This window comes from Lysobacter sp. 05T417, from assembly GCF_056396405.1.
Map to the genome: position 1 here is coordinate 176,741 of NZ_JBFTLK010000003.1, position 14,577 is coordinate 191,317.

The 14,577-nt window shown below is 67.5% G+C and carries 10 protein-coding genes; 5 read left to right on the forward strand and 5 right to left on the reverse strand.

Annotation, left to right across the window (positions count from 1 at the left end; translation table 11 throughout):
- Positions 1-21 precede the first annotated feature (21 nt).
- From AC1DER_RS06795 to AC1DER_RS06805, 3 genes are all read right to left on the reverse strand, one after another.
- Complete coding sequence (locus tag AC1DER_RS06795) at positions 22-336, reverse strand: FmdB family zinc ribbon protein (protein ID WP_477247493.1); 315 nt, start codon at positions 334-336, stop codon at positions 22-24.
- A 54-nt stretch (positions 337-390) separates the two neighbouring features.
- The gene (locus AC1DER_RS06800; RefSeq protein ID WP_477357782.1) at positions 391-1,623 is read right to left on the reverse strand and encodes a cation:proton antiporter; all 1,233 of its coding nucleotides are present in this window, start codon (positions 1,621-1,623) and stop codon (positions 391-393) included.
- Between the two features lie 74 nt (positions 1,624-1,697).
- A complete protein-coding gene (locus AC1DER_RS06805) occupies positions 1,698-3,569 on the reverse strand; it encodes an ABC-F family ATP-binding cassette domain-containing protein (RefSeq protein ID WP_477246093.1) in 1,872 nt (623 codons plus the stop codon).
- A gap of 238 nt (positions 3,570-3,807) precedes the next feature.
- On the opposite strand from AC1DER_RS06805, the gene ybaL reads away from it, so the two are divergent.
- Complete coding sequence (ybaL, locus tag AC1DER_RS06810) at positions 3,808-5,496, forward strand: YbaL family putative K(+) efflux transporter (protein WP_477246095.1); 1,689 nt, start codon at positions 3,808-3,810, stop codon at positions 5,494-5,496.
- Between the two features lie 115 nt (positions 5,497-5,611).
- On the forward strand, positions 5,612-6,418 hold the full coding sequence (locus AC1DER_RS06815) for an SH3 domain-containing protein (RefSeq protein WP_477246097.1): 807 nt from the start codon (positions 5,612-5,614) through the stop codon (positions 6,416-6,418).
- Here the strand turns inward: AC1DER_RS06815 and clpB are convergent.
- Positions 6,357-8,942, reverse strand: coding sequence for an ATP-dependent chaperone ClpB (gene clpB / locus AC1DER_RS06820; protein WP_477246099.1), 2,586 nt, complete (start codon positions 8,940-8,942; stop codon positions 6,357-6,359). The two genes, AC1DER_RS06815 and clpB, sit on opposite strands and share 62 nt — an antisense overlap.
- 145 nt (positions 8,943-9,087) lie before the next feature.
- Between clpB and otsB the strand changes: the two genes are divergently transcribed.
- Genes otsB through otsA form a run of 3 tightly spaced genes read left to right on the forward strand, consistent with a single transcriptional unit; the run spans position 9,088 to position 13,088 of the window.
- Positions 9,088-9,849: a trehalose-phosphatase gene (otsB, locus tag AC1DER_RS06825; protein ID WP_477246101.1), complete on the forward strand. Its 762-nt coding sequence runs from the start codon at positions 9,088-9,090 to the stop codon at positions 9,847-9,849.
- 46 nt (positions 9,850-9,895) lie between these two features.
- The gene (locus AC1DER_RS06830; RefSeq protein ID WP_477246103.1) at positions 9,896-11,692 is read left to right on the forward strand and encodes a glycoside hydrolase family 15 protein; all 1,797 of its coding nucleotides are present in this window, start codon (positions 9,896-9,898) and stop codon (positions 11,690-11,692) included.
- A 28-nt stretch (positions 11,693-11,720) separates the two neighbouring features.
- Positions 11,721-13,088, forward strand: a complete 1,368-nt coding sequence (gene otsA / locus AC1DER_RS06835) for an alpha,alpha-trehalose-phosphate synthase (UDP-forming) (RefSeq protein ID WP_477246105.1) — start codon at positions 11,721-11,723, stop codon at positions 13,086-13,088.
- 64 nt (positions 13,089-13,152) lie between these two features.
- On the opposite strand, the gene AC1DER_RS06840 is transcribed toward otsA, so the two are convergent.
- Complete coding sequence (locus AC1DER_RS06840) at positions 13,153-14,577, reverse strand: phosphatidylinositol-specific phospholipase C domain-containing protein (protein WP_477246107.1); 1,425 nt, start codon at positions 14,575-14,577, stop codon at positions 13,153-13,155.

Sequence of the window (14,577 nt, forward strand, 5' to 3'; positions counted from 1 at the left end):
CCCGCTCCCGGATGCGCGCCGTCAGGTCTTGGACGGCGGTGCCGGGTCGGCTTTCTTCTCTGCCGGCTTGCTCTCCGACTTGTTCTCCGACGGCTTGCTGTCGCCGCCACCGGAGGACGAGCCTTCGCCGGCGAGGTTGCGCTTCTTGTCGCCGTCCTTCTTGAAGTCGGTCTCGTACCAGCCGCCGCCGGCCAGGCGGAACTGCGGCGCGGTCAACTGGCGGCGCACGTGGGGCTCCCCACAGACCGGGCACTGCGTGGGGTCGGCCTCAGACAGCTTCTGCAGGCGGTCAAAGGCGTGGCCGCAGGCGGCGCACTCGAAGGCATAGATCGGCATGGAGGGGCGAATCGCGAAAGGCAGGCCGGCATTCTGGAGGCAATGGCCGGCTTTTCAAGCATCCGATGGTCGCGAGGCGGCCTGGACGGCCTCGCCGCCAGGCGCTGGCGGCCCGGCCGGGCCCGCCGGCGCAACCGTCGCGACCGGCGTGGGCAGCGGCGCGACGTCGAACGGGGTACGCAGGACCAGCGACGGCAGCAGCGTGTTGAGGAAGGCATACAGCAGCAGCCCGCCGAACAGCGCATCGGGAATCGCAAACCGGTCGTGCAGGATCGTTGCCAGCACCAGGGTGAAGATCAGCGTCGGCATCAGCGCCATCGACACCCGCAGGCTGCTGCCGGGGCTGTCGCGGAACAACCATCGCCGCTGGATCCAGATCACGCCGAACCGCCCCGGCAACACCATGGCGGTGAGCCCCAGGCCCACCAGCAATGCCTCCCACGTCAACGCCCCGGTCGGCACGCGCGCGCCGTTGGCGAAGAAATAGAACGGCACGAAGAACGACGAGAACAACTTGACCGCGTGCATGATGTCGTCCGACGCCAACGCCGGCACACGCGGCCGCAGCAGCCGCGCGAGCAGGCCGGCGATGAAGGCGCCCAGCAGGTATTCCACGCCGATCTTGTCGGTGACATAGGCGGCGACGAAGCCGACCATCACCAGCAGCGAGAACTCCGAACCGGGCGCGTGCGGGACGATCCAGCGGCCCAGCGCGACATAGATCACCGGAGTCAGCGCGACCAGCGCCAGCAAAGTCATCGAGGACGCCCCCAGCTCGATCGGGTTGGACGCCTTGAGCACGAAGAACATCAGCGCCAGCGCCAGCAATTCGCCGGCGATGGCCTTGTTGGTGACCCAGAAGCGGTCCTCTTCGCGCATCTCGAAGCGGTCCAGCGAGTCGACGATGAAACCGGTGGACGAGGTCAGCAGCGCCAGCGCCAGCAGCATCGCCGGCTGCCATTGCAGGCCCAGGAAAAGCCAGGCGAGCCAGGCCACCAGCGCCAGCGTGAGGCAGCGCAGCGCGAGGTAGGTCAACAACTGCCCCACGCCGCGGCGCAGCTGGGTCAGGTCGACTTCCAGGCCGGCATACAGGAACAGCGTGGAGATGCCGAGCGCTGCCAGCAGGTGGATCGCGTCGTTATGCCCGCTCGCCTCCGGCCACGCCAGCATCAGGCCGATGCCGAACGCAAAGCAGGTCAGCGGCGCCGGCACGCGATAGCGCTGCAGCGCCCGCGGCACGATCAGCAGGGCGCAGATCAGCAGCAGGTAGACAAGCTCGTGACTCATCCGCTCTCCTTGTGACCGGCCACGCGCGGATCATCTCGGGCGCGGCCGCGATCCGCAAGCGGACATCCCTTCCCTCAGCCCTCGTACAAGCCCAGCAACGCCTCTTCCGCCTCCGCCAGCTGCGCGGCGATCTGCTCGCGTCGCTTGGCCAACTCGACTGCATCGGTGCCGCCACCGGCGTACTGGTCCGGGTCGGCCAGGTCCATGTCGAGCGTGTGCAGTTTCGATTCCAGTTCGGCAACGCGCGATTCGGCCTGCGCGAGCTTGTGCGCATTGACCTTGACCGCCTTGGCCGCCGGCTTGGCCACGGGCACGGGCGCCGCTGCCGCGACCTTGGCCGGCACCTTGCCGTCTCCGCTGCTGTCGCGGGTGCGCAGCCACGAGGCGTAGGCGTCGAGGTCGCCGTCGAACGGCTGGGCCACGCCGTCGGCGACGCGCCAGAACGTGTCGCAGACCAGGCCGATGAGATGGCGGTCATGGCTGACCAGCACGATCGCGCCCTCGAAGATGCTCAGCGCTTCGGCCAGCGCCTCGCGCATGTCGAGGTCAAGGTGGTTGGTCGGTTCGTCGAGCAGCAGCACGTTGGGTTTGCGCCAGGCGATCAGCGCCAGCGCCAGGCGCGCGCGTTCGCCGCCGGAGAACACGTCGACGTTCTCGAACGCGCGATCACCCGGGAAATTCCACTTGCCCAGGAAGTCGCGCAGCTGTTGCGTGGCGACGCCCGGCGCGATGTCGGCCAGATGGTCGATCGCGGTGGTGCCTTCGCGCAGCGACTCCACCGTGTGCTGGGCGAAGTAGCCGATGCGCAGGTCGGGATGGCCGCCGCGTTCACCGTTGATCAGCGGCAACTCGCCGACCAGCGTCTTCACCAGCGTCGACTTTCCGGCGCCGTTGGGGCCGAGCAGCGCGACGCGATCGCCGGCCTCGAGGATGAAACCGATCTGGTGCAGCACGACATGCGGATTGGAAGCCGGGTCGCCGTAGCCGCAGTCGGCATGGGTCACGCGCAGCAGCGCATGCGGCAGTTTCGCCGGCGCCGGGAACTCGATCCGCAGCGCGCGCTCCACGCGCACCGCCTCGGTGTCGGCCATCTTGGCCAGGCGCTTGACCCGCGACTGCGCCTGCTTGGCCTTGGCCGCGCTGGCGCTGAAGCGGTCGATGAAGCTCTGCAGGTGCGCGCGCTCGGCCTGCACCTTCTCGTGGGTGATCTGCTGCAGGCGCAAGTGCTCGGCGCGCTGGCGCTCGAAGGCGGTGTAGTCGCCGGTGTAGAGCTTGCCCTTGCCGTCGTGCAGATGCAGCGTGTGGGTGGTGATCTCGTCGAGGAACTCGCGATCGTGCGAGATCAGCAGCAGCGTGCCGGGGTACTTGAGCAGCCACTGCTCCAGCCACAGCACCGCGTCGAGGTCGAGGTGGTTGGTCGGTTCGTCGAGCAGCAACAGGTCCGATGGCGTCATCAGCGCACGCGCCAGGTTCAGGCGCACGCGCCAGCCGCCGGAGAACTCCTTGACGGCGCGCTCGTGGGTGTCGGGCGAGAAACCCAGGCCGTGCAGCAGCTTGCCGGCGCGCGCGGTGGCGTCGTAACCGTTGAGTTCCTCCAGGCGGTGATGCGCCTCGGCGACGGCTTCCCAGTCCTCGCGTTCGACCGCTTCGCGTTCGGCGATGATTGCCGCGTGCACGGCGGCATCGCCGGACAGCACGAAGTCGAGCGCGGGATCGTCGAGGGCCGGCGTTTCCTGGGCGACGCTGGCGATGCGCACGCGGGTGGGGATGTCGAGATCGCCGCGATCGGCTTCGACCTCGCCCTGGATGGCGGCGAACAACGACGACTTGCCGGTGCCATTGCGGCCAATCACGCCCACGCGCCAACCGGCATGCAGGGCGAGGTCGACGTTGGACAACAGCAGGCGCTCGCCCCGGCGGAGGGCGAAATTACGGAAGGAAATCACGGGGGGACCAGAGGGATGTCAGAAAACCTGTCTAGTCTAGCGGTTCGGGGGCCCCAACCCGGCTTCGCGTGATGCTCCCGGTGGCGCAAGGCCACCTCCAACGGGCTTTGCGCGCTCGCTGACCCGCGTTTGACACGCTTTGGCGCAATCTGGCGAACGGCCGCGCCCGCATCAGGCCCGGGTTGCATCACCCGCCTCCGGCCCACATCCTGAATGGCAGACCGCAAACGGATACTCGATGCACCATACGTCCCTGATCGCAATCCTCGTGGCCGGCTTCGTGCTGGCGTTCATCTTTGGCTCGCTGGCGCAACGCCTGCGGCTGTCGCCACTGGTGGGCTATCTGTTGGCTGGCGTGATCGCCGGCCCCTTTACACCCGGATTCGTCGGCGACCAGACGCTGGCACCGCAGCTGGCCGAGATCGGCGTGATCCTGCTGATGTTCGGCGTTGGCCTGCACTTCTCGATGCGCGACCTGATGGCGGTCAAGGCGATCGCCCTGCCCGGCGCGATCGCCCAGATCGCCCTGGCGACGGCACTGGGCTGGGGGCTGGCGCTGTTCCTGGGCTGGTCGCACGGCGCCGGCATCGTCTTCGGCCTGTCGTTGTCGGTGGCCAGCACCGTGGTGCTGCTGCGTGCGCTGGAAGAACGGCGACTGGTGGAAACCGGGCGCGGGCGCATCGCGGTCGGCTGGCTCATCGTCGAGGACCTGGCGATGGTGCTGGCGCTGGTGCTGCTGCCGGCATTGGCCGGCGTGCTCAAGGGCGAGGCCGGCGACGCGGTGCAGGTGTGGACGGCGCTGTTCAAGACGTTCGCCAAGGTTGGCGCCTTCGTCGCGTTGATGCTGATCGTCGGGCGGCGGGTGATCCCGTGGATTCTCGAACGCGTCGCCGGCACCGGTTCGCGCGAACTGTTCACCCTCTGCGTCCTGGCGATCGCACTGGGCGTGGCGTTCGGCTCGGCGGCACTGTTCGGCGTCTCGTTCGCCCTGGGCGCGTTCTTCGCCGGGATGCTGCTCAACGAATCGGAGTTCAGCCACCAGGCCGCGACCGAGACACTGCCGCTGCGCGACGCATTCGCGGTGCTGTTCTTCGTCTCGGTCGGCATGCTGTTCGATCCGATGATCCTGGTCCAGCGACCGCTGGAAGTGATCGCGACGTTCCTGATCATCGTCTTCGGCAAGTCGCTGGCCGCCTACGCCATCGTCCGCGCCTTCGGCAAAGCCAATTCCACCGCGCTGCTGATCTCGGCCAGCCTGGCGCAGATCGGCGAGTTCTCCTTCATCCTCGCCGGCCTCGGCCTGCAGCTGGACATCCTGCCCAAGGCCGGCCAGGACCTGGTGCTGGCTGGCGCGCTGCTGTCGATCATCGTCAATCCGCTGCTGTTCGCCTGGCTCGACCGGCGCGAGGCGCGCGAGGCCGCCAACCGCGCGCCGGAACCGGAAGAGCACATTTCGCCGCCGATCCGCCCGGGCCTGAGCAACCACGTCATCCAGATCGGCTACGGCCGCGTCGGCAGCGAACTGGGCCGGCTGCTGACCGATCGCGGCGTGGAGATCGTCGTCATCGACGACGAAGACGATCTGGTCGCGAAGGCGCGCGCCGCCGGCCTGCCGGCGATCCGCGGCAATGCCGCCAACGAGCGCGTGCTGCGCGAGGCCGCGCCGGAGCGCGCGACCATGGTGATGATGGCCATTCCCAATGCGCTGGAGGCCGGCGAGATCATCGCCAAGCTGCGCGAGATCAATCCCGCCCTGACGATCGTCGCGCGCGCCCACAGCGATGCCGAGGTCAAGCATCTGCTCCAGCACGGTGCCGATGCGGCGGTGATGGCCGAGCGCGAACTGGCCCACAGCCTGGCCGAGATGGTGATGGCAACGCCGCAATACCGCGGCGAGCGCCACTTGCCTCCCGCTGCACCGGCCTGAGACCGCCCTGTGGGGGCGTTCACCCATGCGCGGCATGGGCGTGGCCGCCGCGTTCGGCGTTCTTCGTAGCCCATAACAACGGATGCCGTGGCACGCGGTGACGGATGGGAACGGCATGAACAGGATCTGCGCGAGGCTCGGGGCGGCACTGCTCTTCCTCGCGCTCGCCTGCCTGCCACCACTGGCCAGTGCGCAATGCAGCCTGGTCGCACACACCGGCGTCGAGACCACGGTCCACACCGGCGTGCCCACGCTCTCCACCCGCTCCGGTTGGCGCATGGCCGACGACGTCGCGTCGCTGCCACGCGGCGCCGAGGTCCGGGTTTGCCAGACGCGCAAGGTCGGACAGTTCGGCATCGGCACACGCGACTGGCTTCGCATCCAGTTCGACGGCGGAATCAGCGGCTGGGTCTACCTGGGCGCGACCGACATGGGACCAGCGCGCGTCGCAGCGCCGTCCACCGTCGTGCAGGCGTTCTCGCCGATACCCGACGCGTACGCCCGGGACCGCTCCGTTGCTTATGGCACCGACGACGGACTGCCCTGGCACGGGCGTGGCTGGATCCTGATGCTGTCGGTGGTGTTCGTCGTGCTCGGCATCGCCACGCGCCAGGCGTTCGATTCCAGGGGGCCGGTGCCGTTGCGCGACCGCCTTCGCGTCGCCGCCTGCAAGCGGGCGCTACTGGTCGGCCCGCTTGCGATCGTGACGGTGTTGCTGATTGGCGATTTCACCCTCAATGGCGAGACGGCGACGCTGGTATGCCTGCTGATCGCCTTCCAGAGCGGGTTCTTCTGGCAGGTATTGCTGGGGCGGGGCTCGCCGCATCCCCTCTCCCGCATGCGGGAGAGGGGTTCGATCTTCAGGCCTTCGCGAAGGTCAGCTGTCCACCCGCGGCATCCACCTTCACGGTATCGCCGCTGACGAACTCGCCGGCGAGGATCTTCTGCGCCAGCGGGTTTTCCAGTTGCTGCTGGATCGCGCGCTTGAGCGGCCGCGCGCCATAGACCGGATCGAAACCGACATTGCCGAGCAGGTTCAGCGCGCTGTCGGTGAGTTCCAGGCCCAGCCCGCGCTCGCCCATGCGCTTGTCCAGCCCGCCGATCTGGAAGCGCGCGATCTGGCGGATCTGCGCCTTGTCCAGCGGATGGAACACCACGATGTCGTCGAGGCGGTTGATGAACTCCGGGCGGAAATGCGCCTGCACCACGCCCATCACCGCCGCCTTCATCTGCGTGTAGGCCTCGGCCGAGCCGTCGCCGGCAAGCTCCTGGATCTGGTGCGAGCCCAGGTTGCTGGTCATCACGATCACGGTGTTGCGGAAATCGACCGTGCGGCCCTGGCCGTCGGTGAGGCGGCCGTCGTCGAGCACCTGCAGCAGGATGTTGAACACATCCGGGTGCGCCTTCTCGACTTCGTCGAGCAGGATCACGCTGTAGGGGCGGCGACGCACCGCCTCGGTGAGGTAACCACCCTCTTCATAACCGACATAGCCCGGGGGCGCGCCGACCAGGCGGCTCACCGAATGCTTCTCCATGAACTCGCTCATGTCGATGCGCACCATTGCATCGCTTGAATCGAACAGGAACTCGGCCAGCGCCTTGCACAGCTCGGTCTTGCCCACGCCAGTGGGGCCCAGGAACAGGAACGAGCCGCTGGGACGATTGGGATCCGACAGCCCGGCGCGCGAGCGGCGCACCGCATCGGACACGACCTTGATGGCCTCGTCCTGGCCGACCACGCGCGTGTGCAGGTGCTCTTCCATGCGCAGCAGCTTCTCGCGCTCGCCTTCGAGCATCTTCGCCACCGGGATTCCGGTCCAGCGCGAGACCACCTGGGCGATTTCTTCAGCGGTGACCTTGTCCTGCAGCAGGGTGAAGCCCTTGGTCTCGGCTTCCTGCGCGGCCTTGAGCTGCTTCTCCAGCTCAGGCAGGCGGCCGTACTGGATCTCGCTCATCGCGGTGAAATCCTGGCGGCGCTGCGCGGCTTCCAGGTCGAGCTTGGCCTGCTCGATCTGCTCCTTGATGCGCGTGGCGCCCTGCAGCATGGCCTTCTCGGCCTTCCACACCTCTTCCAGGTCGTTGAACTCGCGTTCGAGCCTGGCGATTTCCTCTTCGAGGTCGGCCAGGCGCTTCTTCGACTCGGCGTCCTTCTCCTTCTTCAGCGCCTCGCGCTGGATCTTGAGCTGGATCAGGCGACGCTCCTTGCGGTCGAGTTCCTCGGGCTTGGAGTCGATCTCCATGCGGATCCGCGAGGCGGCCTCGTCCATCAGGTCGATGGCCTTGTCGGGCAGCTGCCGGTCGCTGATGTAGCGATGCGACAGCGTCGCCGCGGCGACGATCGCCGGATCCGTGATCTCCACGCCGTGATGCACCGCGTAGCGTTCCTTGAGGCCGCGCAGGATGGCGATGGTGTCCTCCACCGTGGGCTCGCCGACGAACACCTTCTGGAAGCGGCGCTCCAGCGCGGCATCCTTTTCGATGAACTGGCGGTACTCGTTGAGCGTGGTCGCACCGATGCAGTGCAACTCGCCGCGCGCGAGCGCCGGCTTGAGCATGTTGCCCGCATCCATCGCGCCTTCGGCCTTGCCGGCGCCGACCATCGTGTGCAGCTCATCGATAAACAGGATGATCTGGCCTTCGTTCTTGGACAGGTCGTTGAGCACGGCCTTGAGCCGCTCCTCGAACTCGCCGCGGAACTTGGCGCCGGCGATCAGCGCGCCCATGTCCAGGCTCAGCACGCGCTTGCCGCGCAGGCCTTCGGGCACCTCGCCGTTGATGATGCGCTGGGCCAGGCCCTCGACAATCGCGGTCTTGCCCACGCCGGGCTCGCCGATCAGCACCGGGTTGTTCTTGGTCCGGCGCTGCAGCACCTGCACGGTGCGACGAATCTCTTCATCGCGGCCAATGACCGGATCGAGCTTGCCGCTCTCGGCGCGTGCGGTCAGGTCGATGGTGTACTTCTCCAGCGCCTGGCGCTGGTCCTCGGCGTTCTCGGATTGCACGGTTTCGCCTCCACGCAGTTTTTCGATCGCCGCTTCAAGCTTCTGCTTGCTGGCGCCGGCCGCCTTCAGGGCGCGACCGGTCTCGCCACTGTCGTCGAGTGCGGCGAGCAGGAACAGTTCGCTGGCGATGAAGGCATCGCCGCGCTGCTGGGCCAGCTTGTCGGTGACATTGAGCAGCCGCGCCAGGTCATTGCCGACGCTTATGTTGCCGGCCTGGCCGCTGACCTTTGGCAGCTTCTCCAGCGCTTCGCCGAGGCGTTCGCGCAGCAGTGGAACATTGACGCCGGCCTGCGCCAGCAGCGGTCGCGTGCTGCCGCCGCTTTGTTCCAGCAGGGCGGTCAGCAGATGCACCGGTTCGATCACACTGTGGTCGCGGCCGACCGCCAGCGATTGCGCGTCCGCCAGCGCCTGCTGGAAACGCGATGTCAGTTTGTCCATTCGCATGGATGGGTTTCCCTCTCGATTCTGGGCGGCCGCATCGATCTGCGCGGCCGCAATGGCCATCAGATGCGGGCCGATCAGGCGCGATTCAAGCGCGCGGCAGGCGCGTCCACCTGATGCTTACATGCTCTTGTTCACAATGGCGTGTATGACTTCGCAGCGCCCCCACCTGCCGCTGCCGCCGGCGGTCGCGCCCGACTGGGCCTTGTTTCTCGATGTCGACGGCACCCTGCTCGATTTCGCCGATGCCCCCGGCGACGTCGCGGTCGAGGCAAGCCTGATCGACACACTGGCGATCCTGCACGGCCGCCTCGACGGCGCGCTGGCGCTGGTAAGCGGTCGCCGCCTGGCCCAGCTCGACGAGTTGTTCGCACCCCTGCACCTGCCTGCCGTCGGGCTGCACGGGCTGGAGCGCCGCGACGACGGCCACCTGCACCAGCACGCGCGCGCACCGGCGCTCGATGCGGTCCTGGCGTCGGCGCGGGCCCTGGCCGCCAAGTACCCCGGCGCACGCGTCGAGGACAAGGGCGTTGGCCTGGCGCTGCACTGGCGCGGCGCGCCGGCCGCCGAGGAGCCGCTGCACGAGTTCGCCACCTCGGCCCTGATCGACCTTCCCGGCTACCACCTGCAGCCCGGCAACCGCGTCATCGAGCTGCGTCCCGATGGCGCGCACAAGGGCGCTGCGGTGCTCGACCTGCTGGCGTTGCCGCCATTTCACGGACGCCGCCCGGTGTTCGTCGGCGACGACCTCACCGACGAGCACGGATTCACCGCGGTCGGCTGCCACGGCGGTTTTGGCGTGCTGGTTGGCGCGCGCCAGCCCAGCGCGGCGCGCTATGGACTGCACGACCCGTCGTCGGTGCGCGGTTGGCTCGAGGATTCGATCGCGTGCATCGCCTCGCGCGCATGACCGCGCCGGGCGCCCGCCGCCTCCCCTTCCCCGCCTTGGAGTACGGATGACTTCGCCCGCAAACCTGCAGTCCAGCCTCGACCTGGGCCTGATTGGCAACGGCAGCATCGCCGCTCTCATCGACGCGCGCGCCCGCATCGTCTGGGGCTGCGTGCCGGCATTCGACGGCGATCCGACCTTCTGCGCACTGCTGTCGCCGCGCCGGCACGAAGGCGGCGACTACGTCATCGAGCTGGAGGACTGCGTCTCCAGCGAACAGGAATACCTGCTCAATACCGCGGTGATCCGCACGGTCCTGCGCGACAGCAAGGGCGGCGCGATCGAGATCATCGACTTCGCCCCGCGCTGGCACCAGAACGAGCGCTTCTATCGCCCCGTGATGCTGCTGCGGCGCGTGCGGCCGATGTCGGGCCTGCCGCGCGTGCGCATCCGCCTGCGCCCGCTCGCCGACTACGGCGCCAGCCAGCCCGAGACCACCTGGGGCAGCAATCACATCCGCTACCTCATTCCCGGCTTCACCCTGCGCCTGACCAGCGATGTGCCGGTGCGCCTGATCCGCGACTCGCTGCCGTTCGTGCTCGACCGCGACCTGCACCTGGTGCTGGGTCCCGACGAGACATTGACCCAGCCGGTGGCGACGTTCGTGCGCCAGTCCGAAGAGAAGACCATCGCCTACTGGCGCGACTGGGTGCGCTATCTGTCGATCCCGCTGGAGTGGCAGGACGCGGTGATCCGCAGCGCGATCACGCTGAAGTTGTGCCAGTACGAGGAAACCGGCGCGATCGTGGCGGCGATGACCACCTCGATCCCCGAGGCGGCCAACACCGTGCGCAACTGGGACTACCGCTATTGCTGGCTGCGCGACTCGGCCTTCGTGGTGCGCGCGCTCAATCGCCTGGGCGCCACGCGCAGCATGGAGGACTACCTGCGCTACGTCGCCAATGTCGCCGCCACCGACGGCGCGCTGCAACCGCTGTACGGCATCGGTTTCGAACGCGAGCTGGCCGAGTCGGAAGTCGAATCGCTGGCCGGCTATCGCGGCATGGGCCCCGTTCGCCGCGGCAACCTGGCGTGGCTGCAGGCGCAGCACGATGTCTACGGCAGCGTGGTGCTGGCGGCGACGCAGCTGTTCTTCGACCAGCGCCTGACGCGCATGGGCGATGCGGCCATCTTCGCGCGCATTGAACCGCTCGGCGAGCTGGCGTACTCGCTGCACGACCAGCCGGACGCCGGCCTGTGGGAATTCCGCGGCCGCGCCGAGGTCCACACCTACTCCAGCGTGATGTGCTGGGCCGCCTGCGACCGCCTGGCGAAGATCGCGGTGCACCTGAATCTGGCGCCGCAGGTGAAGTACTGGCGCCAGCGCGCCGACGAAATGCACGCGCGCATCACCGAGCACGCCTACAACAGCGAGCTGGGGCATTTCGTCGAGGCCCTCGACGGCAACCGCCTGGACGCGTCGCTCCTGCTGCTGGCCGACCTGGGTTTCGTCAAGGCCGACGATCCGCGCTTCGTGCGCACCGTGGAGGCGATCGGCAAGGGGCTGCGCCGCGGTGACGCGCTGTTCCGCTACGTCGCGCCTGACGACTTCGGTTCGCCGGAGACCAGCTTCACCATCTGCACGTTCTGGTACATCGACGCGCTTGCCTCCATTGGCCGCCACGAAGAAGCGCGGACACTGTTCGAACGCATCCTGGCGCGACGGAACCCGCTGGGACTGTTGTCGGAGGACCTGGAGTTCGGCGGCGGCGAGGCCTGGGGCAATTTCCCGCAGACCTATTCGCACGTCGGCCTGATCAACGCGGCCATGCGATTGTCGCGGCCCTGGCAGGACGCGGCATGAGTGGGTGCGGGTCGACGCAGGTGCGGGCATGAGTCGCCTGGTCGTCGTTTCCAACCGCGTCGCCCTGCCCGGCGTTGACAGCGCCGGGGGCCTCGCCGTGGCCTTGCAGGCGGCTCTGGAAGAGACTGGCGGCTTGTGGTTCGGGTGGAGCGGCAAGATCGACCCCGAAGCCTCCGGCAAAGTGCACGAGATCGAGAGCGGCAACATCCGCTACGTGACCGTCGACCTGTCCAAGCGCGACCACGACGACTACTACAACGGCTTCGCCAACCGCACACTGTGGCCGTTGCTGCACTTCCGCGTCGACCTGGTCGACTACAGCCGGGCCACGTACGCCGCGTACCGCCGCGTCAACGCCATGTTCGCCGAGAAGCTGGCGCCGCTGCTGCGCGACGACGACCTGGTCTGGGTGCACGACTACCACCTGATCCCGATGGCCAAGCTCCTTCGCGAACTGGGCGTGCGCTGCAAGCTGGGCTTCTTCCTGCACGTGCCGATGCCGTCGTCGGACCTGCTGGCGGCGTTGCCGCAGCATCAACGCCTGTTCGAGGGCCTGTCGTCGTATGACCTGATCGGCTTCCAGACCGGGCGCGACCTGGAACGCTTCCAGGACTACGTGCGCCTGTTCGGGCGCGGCCGGGTGATCGAGAACGGCGTGCTCGAAACCGAACGTGGCCGCCGCCTGCGCGCGGGTGCCTTCCCGATCAGCATCGACACGGCCAACATCGCCAGCCAGGCGGCAGTCGCGATTGGCAAGCCGGCCGTTCGCCGCTTGGCGGCGAGCCTGTCCGGACGGGCGCTGGCAATAGGCGTGGACCGCCTGGATTATTCCAAGGGCCTGCCGGAACGCTTCCGCGCCTTCGGCCGCTTCCTCAAGCACCACCCAGAGCAGCGCGGCAAGCTGACCTATCTCCAGATCGCCCCGGTCTCGCGCGGCGAGGTCGTCGAGTACCAGCAACTGCGCAGCGAGCTGGAACAACTGGCCGGGCACATCAACGGCGCCCACGCCGAACCGGACTGGACCCCGGTGCGCTACGTCAACCGCAATTACCCGCACCCCTCCCTCACCGGCTTCTACCGCCTGGCCCGCGTCGGTCTTGTCACGCCGTTGCGCGACGGCATGAACCTGGTGGCCAAGGAATTCGTGGCGGCGCAGAACCCCGAAGATCCGGGCGTGCTGGTGCTGTCGACCTTCGCCGGTGCAGCGCGCGAGCTCGACACCGCCCTGCTGGTCAATCCCTACGACCTCGATGGCGTCGCCGATGCGGTCGCCGCGGCGATGACGATGCCGCTTGGCGAACGCCGCGAGCGCTGGCAGTCGATGATGACGCTGCTGAAGGAACATGACATCACGGCGTGGCGCCGCAGCTACCTCAATGCACTGCGCGATGGCTGAGCCTTCCTGAGCGGATGGTGCAGGAGCACCTGCACCATCCGCATTGACGGTTACGGTACCGTCGTCAGGTGGCGTCGAACTGCTGCTCCGCGCGTTCGGCCTCGCACGAACGCAGGACGACGCCGCCGGCGACGGGAGCCTCGACATCCAGGCAAGCGCCGTAAGGCTGCGCCACCGGACCCAACCGGATCTGCCCTTCCTTCAGGGACCACTGCTGATAGAAGGTCTCATTGCAGGGACGCAACTCCACCTGCGCCGGATAGGTGCCTGGCTTCGCTTCCAGGCAACGACCGCCAATGCGAAGCGATGAGCTGACAAAGGTGAAGTCCTGATCCTTTTCGGTGCTGCAGGGAAGCAACTGCAACTTGTCCCCGGTTGCGGCCAGGCAACCGCCCGTGGATTGGCTCGTGAGTGTCAGTTCGCGCGGTGGGGCGTCGTTGACTTCTGCGATGGCCTTGATCAGATCGGGCCCGGGAAAGTCGGCGAATACAAATCCCACGTAGCCGGGACGCTCCTTGCGAATGTAGTCGCGGGTCAGGGTGTTCGTGCCCTCGTAGGCGATGGTGCACCGACGCGGCAGGCAGTTGACGCGCGGGAAGTCCGGAAAAGTGGAGTTGTCGCCTTTGCGGGCAGTTCGCCCGGTCGAGAGACGGTTCGCATTGGACTTCGCCGATGCATGACCGCTGGCCACGAAGTACGGGAATGCGCCACCGGATGCGGAAAGGTAGTTCATGATCGAGGGCCCCTGCTCCGGGCTGGCCTTCGCCCGTGCCAGCTGCCCCTTCACCCGCTGCCACTTCGTGTAGAGCTCCCAGTTGCTGCCGACATTGAACTCGTCCTGGATGTTGAAGGTGCCGTAGCCCAGGCCGAAGTTGCGCGACGTCTTGAAGTCAACCAGGAAAACCAGCTTGCCGCGCAGGTCGTCCAGGCGGGTCTGCATGCCGTTTTCGGGCACCGCGATGATCGACTTGTACCTGTCGAAATACGTCTGGAAGGTGGCTTCGAAGCTTCGGTTGTTCCTGGCGGGCTTGTACTCCTCCTTCACCCGCACGAACACCATCTCGGTGGGGTAGGTGCGCAGGAACGTCTGGATCTCGTTGAGCGCGTCGCCGAAGAACTTCTCCTGGAACACGGGCCCGTGATGCAGCGCGAAGACGTTGTCGATATGCCGCAGGCGCAGGTCGAGCAGGCGGATGCCGCCGTTGAGTTGCTGCGTCAGCGAGAGCGTCTGGTCCTGGGCGATCTGTCCGCCATGCAGCGCGGCCGAACCGTGGGTGCCAGGCAGGCTGAGGCTGCGGATGGTGCGTTCACCATCGATCTCCGCCATCCACTTCGTCATCCCTGGCAGGTTCGTGGTTTCGTGGCGGTAGGCACCGTCTTTGTGCGCGGCCGCCTGGGTCGCCAGGCAACCGATCAGCGGTACGAGGAGGGTCGGGAGCAGGCGTCGCGGGAGTGCGTGCCGGGCCCTTGTCGGCTTGTTCATGTTCAT